20 protein-coding genes are annotated in these 16,688 nt (G+C 65.7%); 13 read left to right on the top strand and 7 right to left on the bottom strand.

The genetic code is table 11. From position 1 onward, the window contains the following. Window positions 1-108: 108 nt before the first annotated feature. The gene (locus LPJ38_RS09610; RefSeq protein WP_145637390.1) at window positions 109-1,254 is read left to right on the top strand and encodes a DUF3095 domain-containing protein; all 1,146 of its coding nucleotides are present in this window, start codon (window positions 109-111) and stop codon (window positions 1,252-1,254) included. Between the two features lie 128 nt (window positions 1,255-1,382). On the opposite strand, the gene LPJ38_RS09615 is transcribed toward LPJ38_RS09610, so the two are convergent. From LPJ38_RS09615 to LPJ38_RS09625, 3 genes are all read right to left on the bottom strand, one after another. Continuing rightward, entirely contained in the window at window positions 1,383-1,817 is a 435-nt protein-coding gene (locus LPJ38_RS09615) for a DUF2147 domain-containing protein (RefSeq protein ID WP_145637393.1), read from the bottom strand. A 96-nt stretch (window positions 1,818-1,913) separates the two neighbouring features. Then, window positions 1,914-3,299, bottom strand: a complete 1,386-nt coding sequence (locus LPJ38_RS09620; protein ID WP_167520554.1) for an MATE family efflux transporter — start codon at window positions 3,297-3,299, stop codon at window positions 1,914-1,916. An 81-nt stretch (window positions 3,300-3,380) separates the two neighbouring features. Then, entirely contained in the window at window positions 3,381-3,908 is a 528-nt protein-coding gene (locus LPJ38_RS09625; RefSeq protein WP_145637399.1) for a GNAT family N-acetyltransferase, read from the bottom strand. Between the two features lie 244 nt (window positions 3,909-4,152). Between LPJ38_RS09625 and LPJ38_RS09630 the strand changes: the two genes are divergently transcribed. The 11 genes from LPJ38_RS09630 to LPJ38_RS09680 all read left to right on the top strand — a co-directional run bounded on the left by LPJ38_RS09630 (window position 4,153) and on the right by LPJ38_RS09680 (window position 12,166). After that, window positions 4,153-4,749 carry a superoxide dismutase gene (locus LPJ38_RS09630; RefSeq protein ID WP_061846478.1) on the top strand — a complete coding sequence of 199 codons (597 nt, stop codon included), beginning with the start codon at window positions 4,153-4,155 and terminating at the stop codon, window positions 4,747-4,749. 236 nt (window positions 4,750-4,985) lie between these two features. After that, window positions 4,986-5,591 (top strand): permease, encoded by a 606-nt coding sequence (locus LPJ38_RS09635; protein ID WP_145637402.1) that lies wholly within the window; start codon window positions 4,986-4,988, stop codon window positions 5,589-5,591. Beyond that, window positions 5,588-6,088 carry a hypothetical protein gene (locus tag LPJ38_RS09640; protein ID WP_145637404.1) on the top strand — a complete coding sequence of 167 codons (501 nt, stop codon included), beginning with the start codon at window positions 5,588-5,590 and terminating at the stop codon, window positions 6,086-6,088. The genes LPJ38_RS09635 and LPJ38_RS09640 overlap by 4 nt, the downstream gene beginning before the upstream one ends. Before the next feature lie 43 nt (window positions 6,089-6,131). Beyond that, window positions 6,132-6,362, top strand: coding sequence for a hypothetical protein (locus LPJ38_RS09645; RefSeq protein WP_145637409.1), 231 nt, complete (start codon window positions 6,132-6,134; stop codon window positions 6,360-6,362). Between the two features lie 2 nt (window positions 6,363-6,364). Continuing rightward, on the top strand, window positions 6,365-7,120 hold the full coding sequence (locus LPJ38_RS09650; RefSeq protein WP_167520555.1) for a metal ABC transporter ATP-binding protein: 756 nt from the start codon (window positions 6,365-6,367) through the stop codon (window positions 7,118-7,120). Between the two features lie 6 nt (window positions 7,121-7,126). Beyond that, entirely contained in the window at window positions 7,127-7,996 is an 870-nt protein-coding gene (locus tag LPJ38_RS09655; RefSeq protein ID WP_145637416.1) for a metal ABC transporter permease, read from the top strand. A 2-nt stretch (window positions 7,997-7,998) separates the two neighbouring features. Next, the gene (locus tag LPJ38_RS09660; RefSeq protein WP_145637420.1) at window positions 7,999-8,862 is read left to right on the top strand and encodes a metal ABC transporter solute-binding protein, Zn/Mn family; all 864 of its coding nucleotides are present in this window, start codon (window positions 7,999-8,001) and stop codon (window positions 8,860-8,862) included. A 54-nt stretch (window positions 8,863-8,916) separates the two neighbouring features. Further along, entirely contained in the window at window positions 8,917-9,963 is a 1,047-nt protein-coding gene (locus tag LPJ38_RS09665; RefSeq protein WP_061846483.1) for a CobW family GTP-binding protein, read from the top strand. Next, window positions 9,963-10,982 carry a WD40 repeat domain-containing protein gene (locus LPJ38_RS09670; protein WP_167520570.1) on the top strand — a complete coding sequence of 340 codons (1,020 nt, stop codon included), beginning with the start codon at window positions 9,963-9,965 and terminating at the stop codon, window positions 10,980-10,982. Before LPJ38_RS09665 ends, LPJ38_RS09670 begins: the two co-directional genes overlap by 1 nt. A gap of 30 nt (window positions 10,983-11,012) precedes the next feature. Continuing rightward, window positions 11,013-11,729, top strand: a complete 717-nt coding sequence (locus LPJ38_RS09675; RefSeq protein ID WP_145637430.1) for an MgtC/SapB family protein — start codon at window positions 11,013-11,015, stop codon at window positions 11,727-11,729. Window positions 11,730-11,830: 101 nt separating this feature from the next. Further along, window positions 11,831-12,166 carry a hypothetical protein gene (locus tag LPJ38_RS09680; RefSeq protein WP_145637436.1) on the top strand — a complete coding sequence of 112 codons (336 nt, stop codon included), beginning with the start codon at window positions 11,831-11,833 and terminating at the stop codon, window positions 12,164-12,166. A gap of 115 nt (window positions 12,167-12,281) precedes the next feature. Here the strand turns inward: LPJ38_RS09680 and LPJ38_RS09685 are convergent, their stop codons facing one another. The 4 genes from LPJ38_RS09685 to LPJ38_RS09700 form a co-directional block, all read right to left on the bottom strand. Continuing rightward, a complete protein-coding gene (locus LPJ38_RS09685) occupies window positions 12,282-13,724 on the bottom strand; it encodes a homospermidine synthase (RefSeq protein WP_145637439.1) in 1,443 nt (480 codons plus the stop codon). A gap of 83 nt (window positions 13,725-13,807) precedes the next feature. Next, window positions 13,808-14,197, bottom strand: a complete 390-nt coding sequence (locus tag LPJ38_RS09690) for a RidA family protein (RefSeq protein ID WP_145637442.1) — start codon at window positions 14,195-14,197, stop codon at window positions 13,808-13,810. A gap of 143 nt (window positions 14,198-14,340) precedes the next feature. Next, window positions 14,341-14,928, bottom strand: a complete 588-nt coding sequence (locus LPJ38_RS09695) for a GNAT family N-acetyltransferase (RefSeq protein ID WP_145637445.1) — start codon at window positions 14,926-14,928, stop codon at window positions 14,341-14,343. A 132-nt stretch (window positions 14,929-15,060) separates the two neighbouring features. Beyond that, complete coding sequence (locus LPJ38_RS09700; protein WP_124163264.1) at window positions 15,061-16,203, bottom strand: type III PLP-dependent enzyme; 1,143 nt, start codon at window positions 16,201-16,203, stop codon at window positions 15,061-15,063. Between LPJ38_RS09700 and LPJ38_RS09705 the strand changes: the two genes are divergently transcribed. Continuing rightward, complete coding sequence (locus tag LPJ38_RS09705; RefSeq protein WP_167520556.1) at window positions 16,202-16,390, top strand: hypothetical protein; 189 nt, start codon at window positions 16,202-16,204, stop codon at window positions 16,388-16,390. The genes LPJ38_RS09700 and LPJ38_RS09705 overlap by 2 nt on opposite strands. The last annotated feature ends 298 nt before the right edge of the window (window positions 16,391-16,688 follow it).

Here is a 16,688-nt window from a genome sequence, read left to right on the forward strand (position 1 = left end):
CTTGTTCTCAGCCAATGATCGGGACATCGCGAAAGCCGGCGAACCCGGGTCTATCCTGCCACGTATCTGTCTTGCAACCGTGCCATCTCAACCATCCGGCATCACCCGATGACATCGAGCGAATCCTTCTACGGCGGCATTCCGGTCTTCCGCGGTTTTACCAGCCTGATGGATCCGGTGCTGTATTCCCCGCTGCCGGACGATTGGAGCATCGGCGTAGCCGACATCGTGGATTCGACCAAGGCCATCGCGGCGCAGCGCTACAAGGCGGTCAACATGGCCGGCGCCGCCGTGATCGCGGCGGTGACGAACGCCCTGGAGGGGCGCGAATTTCCCTTCGTGTTCGGCGGCGATGGCGCGAGCTTTGCAGTTTCGCCTCACGACCTCGAGCGGGCCCGGGAGGCGCTGGCGGCGACCGCAACCTGGGTGCGGGAGGATCTCGACCTGAAAATGCGGGTCGCTCTGGTGCCGGTCAGCGCCATCCGCGCGCAGGGCCTCGATGTGCGCGTCGCGCGCTTCGGTCCGTCGGCCAATTTGTCCTATGCCATGTTCTCCGGCGGCGGCCTCGCCTGGGCTGATGCCGCCATGAAGCGCGGCGAGTTCGCGCTGACCGAAGCGCCCGGCGGCACGCAGCCCGACCTCTCCGGCCTGTCCTGCCGTTTCGAGGTGATGCCGGCCTCACGTGGCTTGATCCTGTCGGTGCTGGTGATGCCGGCACGCGGCGTAGATCCCCCGGCCTTCCGCAAGGTGATCGAGGACATCATCCATCTCGTCGAGCGTAGCCCGGATGGCGGCCGCCCGGTACCGGCGCAGGGACCGCCGCTGAAATGGCCGCCGCAGGGGCTGGATTATGAAGCCCGCACCAGGCGCGGCGGCCCGCTGCTCGCGCGCAGAGCCGGCGTGCTCGCCTATACGCTGTTTGCCTACCTGATCATGCGCTTCGACCTCAAGGTCGGCGGCTTCGTGCCTGAAGTTTACAAGCGTCAGGTGGTCGAGAACTCGGACTTCAGGAAGTATGACGACGGCTTGCGCATGATCCTCGATTGTACGCCGGAACTCGAACGTGCGTTGAGCGATCGGCTCGTGGCGGCCGCGCGCGACGGCGTCGTGCGCTATGGCCTCCATCGGCAAGACGCGGCGATGATGACCTGCTTCACGCCATCGGCGCTGCGCAGCGATCACGTGCACTTCATCGACGGCGCGCGAGGCGGCTACGCCTCGGCCGCGACCGCGTTGAAAGCGATGATGGCGTAGGAATTTTCGTGCCCCCGACGCAGCGCAGCGTGAAACGGTGCGATGTCGAGCCGGAGCCCATGGCAGTGTGGGTCCCGGCTCTGCGCCGCGTCACGGCGTGCCGCAGCGCGTCCGGGACACGAAGACTGTCACCGTCCCGCGCGCGTCCAGGTTTCGCCGCCGCAGAGCGCGCCGACGCAGCCTTCGACGCGCAGCAAATCCGACGACGTCACCGTGACGCTGCTCGCATAGCTGCTGCCGTCGTCGGCATTGTAGATCTGGCCCGACCATTTGTTCGGACCTGACGGCTGCATGCCGTTGAATAATGGCAGTCCGATCATCGGACGCCTGGCGAGCGCAGGATTGGGATTCTTGCTGTCGGTGGCGGGCTGGCCGGTCGCGGTGTCATAGGGCTCGCGCAGCCAGACGATATGGCCACAGATGCCGTCGCCGCATTTGTTGATCTTGACGCGCGCATCGCCGGCCTGGGTGAGCCAGGTCCCGTCGGCGCTTTGCGCCTGCGCGCTGGTTGCGCCGAGCAGCGCAGCCACGACGAGGAAGGGAAGTGCGAATCTGCTGAACATCGAGAGGCCCCGAAAAATGGAGGCGCCTCCATAGCAGCCCGGCGAGATTGTGCAACGCCGGATGGAATCACATTCCTGCGCTTGATAAGCCTGCGCTCATTTGCCCCAGCGCACGAACGCGACCGAGCCGGCGGTCAGAAGACCGAACACGACCATGGCGCCGCCGACCAGCGCGAACAAGGTCCAGGCCGGTGCCTGCGCCATCATCAGACCGATCCCGCCGACAGCGACGATCAGCAGGCGCGCCGTCGAAGCAAGCACGGGTCCGCCGACGCGCGCCGCGCCTTGCGAGGAGAAATAGAGCGACACGCCCATGCCGAAGAACACGAAGGCCGGACCGGCCCAGTGGAAATAGCTGTGGGCGGCTGCAGTCACGCCGGGATCGCGCGTGAAGAGTGCGACCCATAGCGACGGATCGAGCGCGACGACGAGGCCGATCAGGCCGACGGTCAATCCCGAGGCCGTTGCCGCAGTCCAGGCCACGCGCCGCGCCCGCTTCAGATGGCCGGCGCCGATCGCCACGCCGACCATCGGCACCGAGGCGATGCCGAAGGCGAAGGTGATCGGGATCAGCAGAAATTCGAGTCGCGAGCCGATGCCGTAGCCGGCCAGCATCTCGGTGCCGAAGGTCGCGAGGATCTTCGTGAAGATCAGAATGGTGAGCACGGTCTGGAGCGGCGAAAGGCACGCCAAGGCGCCGACCTTGAGAATGTCCAGGAACATCGCGCGCTCGAAATGGAAGGCGCGGACATCGAGCTGCAACCGGCTGCGGCCGGACAAGAGATACCAGAGGAAGAAGATCGCGGCGCAGCTGAACGCGATCAGCTGCCCGCTGGCCACACCAGGCATGCCGAATTGCGGCACGCCGAACAGGCCGAGCCCCAGCGTGCCGCCGAGTGCGATCTGGAGCACGCTCGCGCCTATCAGCGTCATTGACGGCAGGCGCATGTCGCCGGTGCCGCGGATCACCGAGGCCAGCGTGTTGACGAGCCAGATCGCGACCGCGCCGGAGAACAGCACCTGCGAATAGCCGCTGGCCTCGTCGAGCACGCGCTCGCGGCCGCCGAGCAGCGCGAAGAAGGAGCGGCCGAAGACCAGCATCATCACCGTGAAGAACAGCCCGCCGCAGAGGCCGATGATGGCGGCATGCAGCGCCAGCGTCGCGGCGCGGTCGCGATCGCCTGCGCCAAGCGCGCGGCTGATCGCGGAGGAGACGCCGCCGCCCATCGCGCCCGCGCTCATCATCTGCGTCAGCATCGCGAACGGAAACACCAGCGCGATCGCGGCGAGCGGAATGGTGCCGAGCCGGCCGATATAGGAGGTCTCGGCGATCGAAACCAGCGTGCTGCCGACCATCGCGATCATGTTGGGAATCGCGAGCCGCAGCAGCGTCGGCAGGATCGGCGCGGTCAGCAGGCTCGCAATGGGGGAGGCAACCGGGGCACGCGGCGGGACGGCGTCTAGGGGGGCGTCGATCGTCATGTTCACCGCGCGGAATATTAGATGATGATCGACATATTATAGGGCGGAAGGCGGCCGGCGCAGCCCTCGCTCACGCAGGGCTCACCACGGCAGGCCGCATAGGTCGATGGTGCCCAGCGTCGGCGCGCGGACGATGTTGAAGACGTAGGCCGCCATGTGGGTGAAGCGGATGCGCCCCTCCGGTTGCTCGCAATAGACCTCGCCCTTGAACGGCAGCCAGCTCCGGGTCTCGTAGAACGAAAAGTTGTGTGGTTCGCAGAACAGCAGCGCGAAGCGGACAGCCTCGTTGGCGCGAATGGTATGAACCGCCGCGTCGAGTGCCAGGGTTGCATAGCCGCGGCCGCGCCGGTCCTCGCGCGTGCAGACCCCGCCGATGCCGCCGATATGGACCTTTTGCCCATTCCAGGTGACGGTGCGGAAGTAGATGCCGACATGGCAGACGAGGCCGTCCTCGGGCGTCTCGATCAGCACGCGCAGATCGGCATTGGCCCATTTGACGTGAGCCCAGGCCGGCTTCTCCGCGACGTCCTGGCTCCAGACGGCGTTGAGCAGCGGTTTTGCAATCGGCCACGAGGCGTCGCCGTTCAGGATGTCGATTTCGATGCTCATTGCTCCGTCTCTCGCATCTTCGGTTCGCGGTGCATTCGTTCTGTCATAACCGCTTCAAAGGCAATGATATTTTGCGACGTCCAGCCGGCCCGGGCGATCGTCCGCGGCCTGCGCCGATTTTTTGCAATCGTGCCAAGCGGTCGCATCACGCGTTTTCGCAAATTGGCGGTATTTAACGGACGCGGAACCTTCTATAAGGGGTGACCGTTAGAACTCGTTCCCCACCAGTTGCGGACAAGAACCCATGACCTTTACGCTGCCCCCACTCCCTTACGCCTATGACGCCCTCGGCCAGTATATGTCGAAGGAGACGCTGGAATATCACCACGACAAGCATCATCAGGCCTACGTCACCAACGGCAACAACGCGCTCAAGGGGACCGAATGGGAAGGCAAGTCCCTTGAAGAGATCGTCAAGGGCTCTTTCGGCAAGAACCCCGCGGTTTTCAACAATGCCGGCCAGCACTACAATCACATCCACTTCTGGAGCTGGATGAAGCCCAATGGCGGCGGCACCAAGCTGCCGGGCAAGCTCGAGAAGAAGATCAACGAGGACCTCGGCGGCTTCGACAAGTTCAAGACCGACTTCCAGGCGGCCGGCGTCGGCCAGTTCGGCTCCGGCTGGTGCTGGCTCCAGGTCAAGAACGGCAAGCTCGAGATCTCCAAGACTCCGAACGGCGAGAATCCCTTGGTGCACGGCGCCACCCCGATCCTCGGCTGCGACGTCTGGGAGCACTCCTACTACATCGACTATCGCAACCGCCGCCCGGACTATCTCAAGGCGTTCGTCGAGAACCTCGTGAACTGGGAATACGTCGAGTCCCTGTTCGAGAAGGCGTAAGGCTTTACTCCGTCATTCCGGGGCGCCCGAAGGGCGAACCCGGAATCTCGAGTTTCCGGGTTCGATGCTGCGCATCGCCCTGGAATGACAGACAAGGCGGTCGCATCAGCGGCCGCCTTTTTGCTGTGCGGAATTGCCCTGCACGATGCGCGCGCGGCTCTGTGATCGTACCGTTTGCATCGGGGGAACGCGGCCCTTAATCAGGACAGGTATCCCCTCGATCCGATCCGAGCCCGTTGTCAGAACCTTCCCCGAAAGACCCGGCGCCTGCCGAGGACGCCGAGCCGCGGCCGGGGCGCGTGCGCAAGCCGATCGGCTGGTCGACCATCATCATCGCAGTCCTGGTGGCGGTGAGCGCCGGCCTGGTCTGGCGGCGTGACGGCACCGACGGTGTCCTCGACATTCTCACCCACGACCTCTGGCTGTTCTCAGGCATCCTGCCGCGCGTGCTGGCCGGTTGCCTGCTCGGCGCCCTCATCTCGGAGATCCTGCCGCACGAGAAGGTCTCGCGCTCGCTCGGGCCGAAATCGGGCCTGAAGGGGCTGCTGATCGGTACCGCCTTCGGCGCGATCCTGCCGGGCGGTCCCTTCACGGCCTATCCGGTGGCGAGTGCGCTGCTCGCAGTCGGCGCCGATTTCGGCGCCACCATCGCCATGGTCGTGAGCTGGACGCTGATCGGCTATGGCCGGGCGGTGGCCTGGGAAATCCCGATCATGGGCACCGATTTCACGCTGTGGCGTATCCTGATCTCGCTGCCGCTGCCGGTGCTCGCCGGCGCGCTCGGCCGCTTCGTCTATGTCAGGATGTATCCGAAGCCCGCCAGCAAGGACGACGAGACTTGAGCGCTGCGCTTCTGATCGACATCCTGTTGTGGGGCTCGGTGTTCGCCGTCGGCCTGATCGCCTTCCGGCGCGGCTCTACCGTGTTCGTGGCCTCGCTGCGCGAAGGGGCGATGGACTTCGTCAACATCGTGCCGCGGATCGCGCTTGGGGTGATCGGCTCCGGCTACATCGCCGCCATCATCCCGCAGGAGGTGATCACCGGCTGGCTCGGCCCGGACAGCGGCTGGCTCGGAGTCGCTTCCGCCGTCGTCGCCGGCGCCGCCACACCCGGCGGCCCCGTCATCGGCTTCTCCATCGGCACGGTGGCGCTGAAGTCGGGCGGCGGAGTGCCCCAGGTGGTTGCCTATGTCGTCGCTTGGGCTCTGTTCGCCTTCCAGCGCGTCATCTTGTGGGAGATCCCGTTCATGCCGGCCCGGTTCGTCTGGTTCCGCTGCGCCGTGTCGGTGCCATTTCCGTTCGTGGCGGCCGCCATCGCCATGCTGATCGGTAAACCCTGAGCCCGGCGTGGACAGGCGCAATGTTATAATATAACGTCTCCAAATGGTTCCCGCCGCCTCCCAGGCCCATCATCACGACCACGCTCATGGCCATTCCCATGGCCATGCGCACGGGCACGACCACACCCATGCCCATGTCCATGATGCGGCCTCGCCGCATCCGGCCCAGGCGGCGCCCTGGTCGATCCTGCGCATGACCATGGCGGGGCGCCTTGCGGCCGCGCTCGCCGTTTGCGCTACGCTCTGGGCCATGGTCTTGCTGGCGATGAGGTGACCATGGCGGCGCTGCACTTCCAGAACGTCACGCTCGGCTATGACCGGCATCCGGCCGTGCATCACCTCAACGGCGAGGTCGCATCCGGTGCGCTGGTCGCCGTGATCGGCCCGAACGGCGCCGGCAAGTCGACGCTGCTGCGCGGCATCGTCGGCATCCTCAAGCCGCTCGACGGCAGCATTCATCTTGGCGGGCTCGACAGCAGGGATATCGCCTATCTGCCGCAAAGCGCGGAGATCGACCGCAGCTTCCCGATCTCGGTGTTCGACTTCGTCGGCACCGGGCTGTGGCGCGGCACCGGCCTGTTCGGCGGCATCGGCAAGGCGGCGCGCGAAAAGATCCTGCGCGCGATCGCTGCCGTTGGCCTCAACGGCTTCGAGAACCGCCCGATCGGCACGCTGTCCGGCGGCCAGATGCAGCGCGTGCTGTTCGCGCGGGTGCTGCTTCAGGATGCCAGCCTGATCGTGCTCGACGAGCCCTTCAACGCTATCGACAGCAAGACCACGGCCGATCTGCTCGCGCTGGTGAAAAATTGGCACGCCGAGGGCCGCACCGTGCTGGCCGCGCTGCACGACATGGAGATGGTGCGCACCCATTTCAGCGAGACGCTGGTGCTGGCGCGCGGCCCCGTGGCGTGGGGGCCGACCGACGAGGTGCTGACGCCGGAGAACCTGCTGGTGGCGATGCGGATGTGCGAGGCCTTCGACGACAGCGCGGCGGCTTGCGCGGCCGACGACGGGCGTTCGCAGGCGGCGTGACCTCAAATGATCTATGACGCGCTGATCGGTCCCTTCACCGAGTTCGAGTTCATGCGGCGGGCGCTCGCTGCCGTGATCGCGCTCGCGCTGGCGGGCGCGCCGATCGGCGTGTTCCTGATGCTGCGGCGGATGAGCCTCGTCGGTGACGCCATGGCGCACGCGATCCTGCCGGGCGCCGCGGTCGGCTTCCTGCTCTCCGGGCTCAATTTGTTTGCGATGACGGCCGGCGGCCTGATCGCCGGCTTTGCGGTCGCGATCCTCGCCGGCGTGGTCGCGCGCTCGACCGGACTGAAGGAGGACGCTTCGCTGGCGACCTTCTACCTGGCCTCGCTGGCGCTGGGCGTCACCATCGTCTCGATCAAGGGCACCAATATCGATTTGCTGCATGTGCTGTTCGGCAACATCCTCGCGATGGACGACCAGACGCTGCTGGTCGTTGCCTTCAACGCCACGGTGACGCTGCTGGTGCTTGCAGTGATCTACCGCCCGTTGGTGATCGAGAGCGTCGATCCGCTGTTCTTGCGCACAGTGAGCCGCGCCGGCGGGCCAGCGCATCTTGCCTTCCTCGCGCTCGTCGTGATCAACCTCGTCAACGGGTTTCAGGCGCTCGGCACACTGCTTGCGGTCGGCCTGATGATCTTGCCGGCGGGTATCGCCCGGTTCTGGTCGCGCGATCTCACCGCCATGATCTGCATCGCGGTCGTCGCCGCCGCGATCTCGGGCTATGCGGGTCTCGTGCTCTCGTTCCAGACCCGAGTGCCCTCGGGCCCCGCGATCATTCTCGTCGCGACGGTGATCTACATGGCCTCCGTCCTGTTCGGCCGCGTCGGCGGTATCGTCCGGCAATTGTTTCCCGGCCGGCATCTGGAAGCGTGACGATGCGCATGATCCTGCTTTGCGTATTGTTGCTGATTGCCCCGCCGTTGCACGCCGCCGAGCGGCTCAACGTCGTCGCGAGTTTCTCGATACTGGCCGACTTCGTCCGCAATGTCGGTGGTGACAGGGTCAATCTGACCACGCTGGTCGGCGCCGACAGCGACGTCCACGTCTACACGCCGGCCCCTGCCGATGCGAAGCGCGTCGCGGCTGCCAAGCTCGTCATCGTCAACGGGCTCGGCCTCGAAGGCTGGCTGCCGCGCCTCGTGCAGTCCGCGGGTAGCAAGGCGAAAGTCGTGACTGTCAGCGCCGGCATCACGCCGCTGAAATTAGGCGCGGCCGCCGATCCCCACGCCTGGCAGTCCATCCCCAGCGCCAAGATCTACGTCACCGACATCGCCAATGCGCTCGCCGCGGCCGCTCCGGATGATGCGGATGTTTTCCGCGCCCAGGCCAAGGCCTATCTGGAAAAGCTCGACACGCTCGACCGCGAGGTCCGCGAGACCGTGGCGAAAATCCCGCCCGAGCGGCGCAAGGTGATCTCCACCCACGACGCCTTCGGCTATTTTTCCGCCGAATACGGTATCCGGTTCATCGCCCCCCTGGGCGTGTCCACGGAAACCGAGCCCAGCGCGCGCGACATCGCCGCCATCATCGGCCAGATCAAGGCGCAGAACATCCCGGCCGTGTTCCTGGAGAATATCAGTGACGACCGGCTGATCCGGCGGATCGCGGCCGAGACCGGCGCCAAGGTCGGCGGGACCCTGATTTCGGACGGTTTGACCGGCGAAAAGGGGCCTGCACCCACTTACATTGACATGGTCAGGCACAATATAAAGGCCCTGACCAGCGCGCTTGACCACTAGGGCAGGGGCCACCCCGCCTCGCGTCGCGCGAACCAGCCTGACGTCGGAGTTCTCATGTCTGAAGCGACCGCCTCCAAAATTCCCGTGACCGTGCTGACCGGCTATCTCGGTGCCGGCAAGACCACGCTCCTGAACCGCATCCTGTCGGAGAACCACGGCAAGAAATACGCCGTCATCGTCAACGAATTCGGCGAGATCGGCATCGACAACGACCTCATCATCGGCGCCGATGAGGAGGTGTTCGAGATGAACAATGGCTGCATCTGCTGCACCGTGCGCGGCGACCTCGTCCGCATCATGGACGGCCTGATGAAGCGCAAGGGCAAGTTCGACGCCATCATCGTCGAGACCACCGGCCTTGCCGATCCGGCGCCGGTGGCGCAGACCTTCTTCGTCGACGAGGACGTGCAGAAGAACGCGCGGCTCGATGCCGTTGTGACCGTGGCGGACGCCAAATGGCTGTCGGACCGGCTCAAGGACGCGCCCGAGGCCAAGAACCAGATCGCCTTTGCCGACGTCATCGTCCTGAACAAGACCGACCTCGTCAACAAGGGCGAGCTCGCCGAGGTCGAGGCCCGCATCCGCGGCATCAACCCCTATGCGAAGCTGCACCGCACCGAGCGCTGCTCGGTGGCGCTGGCCGACGTGCTCGATCGCGGCGCGTTCGACCTCGACCGCATCCTCGACATCGAGCCGGATTTCCTGGAGGCCGACGATCATGACCACGACCATGATCATCACCATCATGGCCACGACCACGACCACCATCATCACGGTCATGGCCTGAAGCACTATCACGACGAGGACATGCAGTCGTTGTCCCTGAAGACCGACAAGCCGCTCGATCCCAACGTGTTCATGCCCTGGCTCCAGAATCTGGTGCAGGTCGAGGGCGGCAAGATCCTGCGCTCCAAGGGCATTCTCGCTTTCCACGACGATGACGACCGCTACGTCTTCCAGGGCGTCCACATGATGCTGGAGGGCAACCACCAGCGGAAGTGGAAGGAGGGTGAGCCGCGCGAGAGCCGCCTCGTCTTCATCGGCCGCGAATTGCCCGAAGAGGCGATCCGCAAGGGTTTCGAGAGCTGCATCGTTTCGTGATGAAAGAGTTCACGCCGTCTCCCGATTCCGCCTCGATCGTCTCCGTCACGGACCGCGTCAAACAGGTCGCGCTCGGCATGGCCGTGACGTCCGTGCACTTCCTCGGCCCCCGCGCCGTCTTCGTCGGCGGCGAGGAGAACGTCGCACTCGTCGATAGCCAGGGAGAGACCACCAAGGTGGCCGTGCACAGCGGCGGCATTCTCTCGACCGCCTCCGACGGGAAGCGGATCGTCATGGGCGGCGACGACGGCAAGGTCATCTCGCTCGATGCCAAGGGCGAGGTGACGTTGCTCGCGACCGACCCGAAGCGGCGCTGGATCGACGCGGTAGCGCTGCATGCGGACGGCGCCTTCGCCTGGTCGGCCGGCAAGACCGCGACCGTCAAGAGCGGCAAGGGCGAGGAGAAATCGCTCGAGGTGCCCTCGACCGTCGGCGGGCTCGCATTCGCGCCAAAGGGCCTGCGGCTCGCGATCGCGCATTACAACGGCGCGACGCTGTGGTTTCCCAACATGGAGGGCTCGGCCGAATTCCTGCCCTGGGCCGGCTCACATCTCGGTGTCACCTTCAGCCCGGACAACAAATTCCTGGTCACCACGATGCACGAGGCGGCGCTGCACGGCTGGCGGCTCGCCGACAACAGGCACATGCGCATGACCGGCTATCCCGGCCGCGTCCGCTCGATGTCCTGGAGCGCAGGCGGCAGGGGGCTCGCGACCTCGGGCGCCGACACCGTCATCGTCTGGCCCTTCGCCAGCAAGGACGGCCCGATGGGCAAGGAGCCCGCGATGCTTGCCCCGCTTCAGGCGCGCGTCTCCGTGGTTGCCTGCCACCCGAAGAACGACATCCTGGCCGCAGGTTACAGCGACGGCACGGTGCTGATGGTGCGATTGGAAGACGGTGCCGAGATTCTGGTCCGCCGCAACGGCACCCCGCCGGTGGCCGCACTCGCCTGGAATGCGAAGGGCACATTGCTGGCCTTTGCGGATGAAAGTGGGGACGGCGGCCTGCTGGAGCTTTAATCTGTCATGGTTCCCGCCGTATAGGGGACCATGCGATTTCTCACGACCTTCCAGCTTGCAGATTTTGGCGACACCCTGGTCAGCCTGATCACGGCCTTCGTGCTGGGCACGCTGATCGGCGCCGAGCGGCAGTACCGCCAGCGCACCGCGGGCTTGCGGACGAACGTGCTGGTCGCGGTCGGAGCGGCCGCCTTCGTCGATCTTGCGATGCATCTGGACGGCGCCGAGGGGGCGGTGCGGGTGATCTCCTATGTTGTCTCCGGCATCGGCTTTCTCGGCGCCGGCGTCATCATGAAGCAGGGCATGGACGTCCGTGGCCTCAACACCGCGGCAACGCTGTGGGCCTCGGCCGCGGTCGGCTCCTGCGCCGGGGCCGACATGGTCGCGCAGGCGGCTGCGCTCACCGTCTTCGTCATTGCCGGCAACACCATGCTGCGCCCGCTGGTCAATGCCATCAACCGCATCCCCCTGAACGAGAAGGCGCTGGAGGCCACCTACTATTTCAAGCTCGCGGTGGCCGCCGACGCCTTGCCCGACATGCGCGATCGCCTCGTCGAGAAGCTCGAGGCTGCGAACTATCCGGTCGCCGATATCGAGCTCGTCGAGATCGGCGAGGACATGCTGGAGATCGTTGCGAAGCTCGTCGCGAGCGCCGTTGATCCGAACGAGCTGAACGTGGTGGCGACCGATTTGCAGCACCTGCCGGGCGTGCGGCATGCCACCTGGGAAGTCAGCACAACGGAGTGAGCGCGGCCTTTTGGCGCGCAGAGGCCGGGTTCCCGCCTGTGCGATGCCGGAACCGGCGCGCCCTAGTTTCGTTGATCCCCCGGACAAAGGCGGTGATCGACATGCCCGGCCAAGAGACCAAGCGTAGACTGAACTTCGACCTGACAATCGCCGCTTCGCTGTTCGCAGCTGGCGTCGTGGTGTCGGTATTGTCGCTCGCCCAGATCCGTGCCGAAAGCCGGCTACAGCTGGCGCAGGCAACGCCGCCGCTGCAGGGCACGCCGTCCGACGATCAGAACAAGCCTGCGGAATCCAAGCCCGGCGGCGATCGCCCGACCACGCCGGCCCCCGAGCCCGCGCGGCCGGATCCGCAGACCCAGGGCGCGGCGGGCGCGGCCAAGCCAGCGCTGCCGCCCGCCCCGGCGGAGAAGGTCGGGCCGCCGATCAAGGAGAAGTAGGCGGCTCTTGGTTGGAGCGTCATGGCCGGGCTTGTCCCGGCCATCCACGTTCTTGGAGCCGCCGAAAGAAAGTTCGTGGATGCCCGGGACAAGCCCGGGCATGACGGCTGGATTGTCACCGCACGAGAATATTCCGGAACTGCCAGGGATCGCTGGTGTCGATGTCTTCCGGGAACAGTCCTGGACGATCGGTCAGCGGCGTCCAGTCGGTGTAGAAGCCTTTGACCGGGCCGAGATAGGGCAGCTGGATTTCCAGCAGGCGATCGAAATCCATCTCGTCGGCTTCGACGATGCCTTCGTTCGGGTTTTCCAGGGCCCACACCATGCCGCCAAGCACGGCGGAGGTCACCTGCAGGCCGGTGGCGTTCTGATAGGGCGCGAGCTCGCGGGTCTCTTCGATAGAGAGCTGCGAGCCGTACCAATAGGCGTTGTTGTCATGGCCGAACAGCAGCACGCCGAGCTCGTCGATGCCGTCGACGATCTCGTTCTCGTCGAGGATGTGATGCTTCTCCTGCATCTTCGCAGCACGGCCGAACATCTCATGCAGCGACAGCACGGCATCGTCAGCCGGGTGATAGGCGTAGTGGCAGGTCGGCCGGTAGATCGCCGTGCCCGATGCGTCGCGCACCGTGAAGTAATCGGCGATCGAGATCGACTCGTTGTGGGTGACCAAGAAGCCGTATTGCGCCCCGCGGGTCGGGCACCAGGTGCGCACGCGGGTGTTGGCGCCGGGCTGCATCAGATAGATGGCGGCGCCGCAGCCGGTTTCGTGGGTCCGCGCGTTCTCGGGCATCCATTTCTCATGCGTGCCCCAGCCGAGCTCGGACGGCTGCACGCCCTCCGACAGGAAGCCTTCCACCGACCAGGTGTTGACGAAGACGTCGGGCTCTTTCGGCTTCTTCGAGCGCTGGGTGTCGCGCTCGGCGATGTGGATGCCCTTGACGCCGGCCTGCCGCATCAGATCCGCCCATTCGGCCTTGGTCTTCGGCTTGGGGGCATTGAGCTTCAGGTCGGCGGCGACGTTGAGCAGCGCCTGCTTGACGAAAAAGGAGACCATGCCGGGATTGGCGCCGCAGCAGGAGACGGCCGTCGTCGAGCCCTTAGGCCGCGCCCGCTTGGCGGCCAGCGTCACTTCGCGCAGCGCGTAATTGGAGCGCGCTTCCGGGCCTTTCGAGGCGTCGAAATAGAAGCCGAGCCAGGGCTCGTTGACGGTATCGATATAAAGAGCGCCGAGCTCGTTGCAGAGCTCCATGATGTCGGTGGAGCCGGTATCGACCGAGAGATTGACGCAAAAGCCCTGGCCGCCGCCTTCGGTCAGCAGCGGGGTCAGCAATTCGCGGTAATTGTCCCGGGTCACGGCCTTCTGGATGAAGCGCACATTGTGCTTCTCGCAGTGCGCCTTGCGGCCCTCGTCCTTGGGATCGATCACGGTGACGCGCGACTTGTCGTAATCGAGATGCCGCTCGATCAGCGGCAGCGTGCCTTTGCCGATGGAGCCGAAGCCGACCATGACGATGGGACCAGTGATCTTCGCGTAGATCTGCGAGGGAGGGCTCATGGGATGGTTTCTCCGGAACGTGCTGGCAGGCAAAGGGTGGGTGGATCAGGCGCTGCGGCGCTTCTCAGATGCTGCGGCACCTTTTAGAGGCTGCGGCGCTTGGCGGTGATTTCGATCTCGACCTTCATCTCGGGCTTGGCGAGAGCGGAGACGACCAGCAACGTCGCAGCCGGCCTGATGTCACCGAGAACCTCGCCGCAGACGGCGAAGTGGGCGTCGATGTAGCTGGCGTCGGTGACGTAGTAGGTCGCACGGACGATGTCGGCCATCTCGAATCCGCCCTCCTTCAGGGCGGCTGCGATGGTCTTGAAGCAGTTGCGTGACTGGCTCGTGACATCGGCCGGCATCGCCATCGTGGTGTAGTCATAGCCCGTGGTTCCCGCGACGAAGGCGAAATCGCCGTCGATCACGGCGCGGCTGTAGCCGACGGTCTTCTCGAGGGGAGAGCCGGTGGAGATCAGGCGACGGGACATGGTCGTGGGCCTCGACTGAAGGGGTGTTTCGCGGCGTTAAACGGCGTTTCCGGCGCCTGCGCAACCCCAAAGGAACACTTCGCGCGGGCGCGGCCGGGCGCTGCCGCGGAACGCGGCTTGGTCCTCGCCATCATGACGATCGCTCAGGCCGCGTGCGCGTGGAGGGCGCGAACCGCCCTCCGTTTGGGCAGGGCCGCGCCGGTCGGGACGATCATGCCTTCGGCACCGTCGAGCGCACCTGCCGCGAACTCGATCGCCAGCAGGCGGTCGCGCTCGAACGGGCCGGGCAGCGACAGCGCGCCGGTCTTCTCGCCGGAGAAGCCGAAGCGGGCGTAGTAGGGGGCATCGCCGAGCAGGATCACGGCTTCATGCCCGCGCGCCCGGGCGGCGGCCAGCGCTTGATGCATCAGCGCGGCGCCGATCCCGAGCTCGCGGCAGGCAGGGTCCACCGCCAGCGGTCCGAGGACCAGAGCGGGCCTGCCTCCGGCGCTGACATGCCACAGCCGCACGGTTCCCACGAGCTTGCCCTCGCGCATGGCCGACAGGGCAAGGCCTGCGGCGGGCGCGCGTCCGTCGCGCAGGCGTTGGCAGGTGCGGCCGTGGCGGTTCTCGCCAAAGCAGGCATCGAGCAGCGCTTCACGCATCGCGACGTCGGCAGCACGTTCCGCACGGATCACGAACGGAGCGGCTTTCGAGGTGAGGGCAATGTGCGGCTTCCGAGGAGCAGTCATGGCGCGTCAGTCCCCGCTTGAACGGACGTGCCAGCGGCACGCCTGTCCAAGACGTCGTCAGAAATCGAGATGGTGAGGGAGGAGCCGGCTAGCCGGCTCCCGGGTTCGTCAGGCCTCAGACCAAGAGGCGGATCAGATGTGGTAGGTCCGCAGCGGCGGAATGCCGTTGAACGCCACCGACGAGTAGGTCGACGTATAGGCCCCGGTGCCTTCGATCAGCACCTTGTCGCCGATCTCGAGCGTGACGGGAAGCGGGTACGGGTTCTTCTCGTACAGCACGTCGGCGCTGTCGCAGGTCGGGCCTGCGAGCACGCACGGCGTCATGTCCGCGCCGTCGTGGCGGGTGCGGATGGCGTAGCGGATCGACTCGTCCATCGTCTCGGCGAGACCGCCGAACTTGCCGATGTCCAGGTACACCCAGCGCACCTCGTCCTCGTCGCTCTTCTTCGAGATGAGCACGACCTCGGATTCGATGATGCCGGCGTTACCCACCATGCCGCGGCCCGGCTCGATGATGGTCTCCGGAATCTGGTTGCCGAAGTGCTTGCGCAGCGCGCGAAAGATCGAGCGGCCATAGGTGACGACCGGCGGCACGTCCTTCAGGTACTTGGTCGGGAAGCCGCCGCCCATGTTGACCATGGACAGGTTGATGCCGCGTTCGGCGCAGTCGCGGAACACCTGCGAGGCCATCGCCAGCGCGCGGTCCCACGCCTTCACCTTGCGCTGCTGCGAGCCGACGTGGAACGAGATGCCGCACGGCTCCAGGCCGAGGCGCTTCGCGAGGTCGAGCACCTCCACCGCCATCTCCGGGTCGCAGCCGAACTTGCGTGACAGCGGCCATTCGGCGCCGGCGCAGTCATAGAGGATCCGGCAGAACACCTTCGCGCCGGGCGCGGCACGGGCGACTTTCTCGACCTCGGCGGCGCAGTCGACCGCGAACAGCCGAATGCCGAGCGCGAAGGCGCGCGCGATGTCGCGCTCCTTCTTGATCGTGTTGCCGAAGGAGATGCGGTCGGGCGTCGCACCCGCGGCCAGCGCCATCTCGATCTCGGCGACCGTCGCGGTGTCGAAGCAGGATCCCATGGAGGCGAGCAGGGCCAGCACTTCCGGCGCCGGGTTCGCCTTCACGGCATAGAACACGCGGCTGTCGGGCAGCGCCTTGGCGAAGCTCTGGTAATTGTCGCGCACGACCTCGAGGTCGACGACGAGGCACGGCTCGGTGTCGAGGCCATCCTTGCGGCGGTTGCGCAGGAATTCCTGGATACGTTCGGTCATGGCACTCTCCAACGGCCCCAGCGACGGGGTCCGCATCAACGTGACGTCGGATAAGAGCGCTCCGGCCACATCGCGCGATGGAGGCGCGCTGAAGCCAAAAGACTCAAACCAGACTGTGCTGCCGTGGATTGGTTGGGAGAGTTTCCCGCCCGCACACCTGGCAATGAAGGACAAGCCTTTTCAGTAGCCCGCGCCGGCGTTGGACTGCCGGTAGAGACCAAAAAAGCCCGATCCGTCGTTGCTTTAAGTCGCGTCCCCCGTTGAGAGCGGGGTGCGCCGGTTCGCCTCCGGCTGCCAGTCACGGTTGCAAAGAGCGAAGTCACCTTCGACAAGGCATCTCTTGAGAGAGATGCTGGACGCTTCGGGTTTGCTTCTTTCGCTCGACCAGTCGGTCTCGCGACTTCCGCACTTCCGAAGAGCCCCTCGGCTTCTTCACCCCTTGGCGGCTGTCCGGCCTCTTGTCCGGATACCTACCGACTGACACA

It is taken from the genome of Bradyrhizobium daqingense (genome assembly GCF_021044685.1).
In the GTDB taxonomy this organism is placed as follows: Bacteria; Pseudomonadota; Alphaproteobacteria; order Rhizobiales; family Xanthobacteraceae; genus Bradyrhizobium; species Bradyrhizobium daqingense.

Coding starts and splice junctions, on each gene's coding strand:
- LPJ38_RS09610 (WP_145637390.1), top strand. CDS start 109: ATGACATCGAGCGAATCCTTCTACGGCGGCATTCCGGTCTTCCGCGGT.
- LPJ38_RS09615 (WP_145637393.1), bottom strand. CDS start 1,817: ATGTTCAGCAGATTCGCACTTCCCTTCCTCGTCGTGGCTGCGCTGCTC.
- LPJ38_RS09620 (WP_167520554.1), bottom strand. CDS start 3,299: ATGACGATCGACGCCCCCCTAGACGCCGTCCCGCCGCGTGCCCCGGTT.
- LPJ38_RS09625 (WP_145637399.1), bottom strand. CDS start 3,908: ATGAGCATCGAAATCGACATCCTGAACGGCGACGCCTCGTGGCCGATT.
- LPJ38_RS09630 (WP_061846478.1), top strand. CDS start 4,153: ATGACCTTTACGCTGCCCCCACTCCCTTACGCCTATGACGCCCTCGGC.
- LPJ38_RS09645 (WP_145637409.1), top strand. CDS start 6,132: ATGGTTCCCGCCGCCTCCCAGGCCCATCATCACGACCACGCTCATGGC.
- LPJ38_RS09650 (WP_167520555.1), top strand. CDS start 6,365: ATGGCGGCGCTGCACTTCCAGAACGTCACGCTCGGCTATGACCGGCAT.
- LPJ38_RS09655 (WP_145637416.1), top strand. CDS start 7,127: ATGATCTATGACGCGCTGATCGGTCCCTTCACCGAGTTCGAGTTCATG.
- LPJ38_RS09660 (WP_145637420.1), top strand. CDS start 7,999: ATGCGCATGATCCTGCTTTGCGTATTGTTGCTGATTGCCCCGCCGTTG.
- LPJ38_RS09665 (WP_061846483.1), top strand. CDS start 8,917: ATGTCTGAAGCGACCGCCTCCAAAATTCCCGTGACCGTGCTGACCGGC.
- LPJ38_RS09670 (WP_167520570.1), top strand. CDS start 9,963: ATGAAAGAGTTCACGCCGTCTCCCGATTCCGCCTCGATCGTCTCCGTC.
- LPJ38_RS09675 (WP_145637430.1), top strand. CDS start 11,013: ATGCGATTTCTCACGACCTTCCAGCTTGCAGATTTTGGCGACACCCTG.
- LPJ38_RS09680 (WP_145637436.1), top strand. CDS start 11,831: ATGCCCGGCCAAGAGACCAAGCGTAGACTGAACTTCGACCTGACAATC.
- LPJ38_RS09685 (WP_145637439.1), bottom strand. CDS start 13,724: ATGAGCCCTCCCTCGCAGATCTACGCGAAGATCACTGGTCCCATCGTC.
- LPJ38_RS09690 (WP_145637442.1), bottom strand. CDS start 14,197: ATGTCCCGTCGCCTGATCTCCACCGGCTCTCCCCTCGAGAAGACCGTC.
- LPJ38_RS09695 (WP_145637445.1), bottom strand. CDS start 14,928: ATGACTGCTCCTCGGAAGCCGCACATTGCCCTCACCTCGAAAGCCGCT.
- LPJ38_RS09705 (WP_167520556.1), top strand. CDS start 16,202: ATGGCACTCTCCAACGGCCCCAGCGACGGGGTCCGCATCAACGTGACG.
- LPJ38_RS09700 (WP_124163264.1), bottom strand. CDS start 16,203: ATGACCGAACGTATCCAGGAATTCCTGCGCAACCGCCGCAAGGATGGC.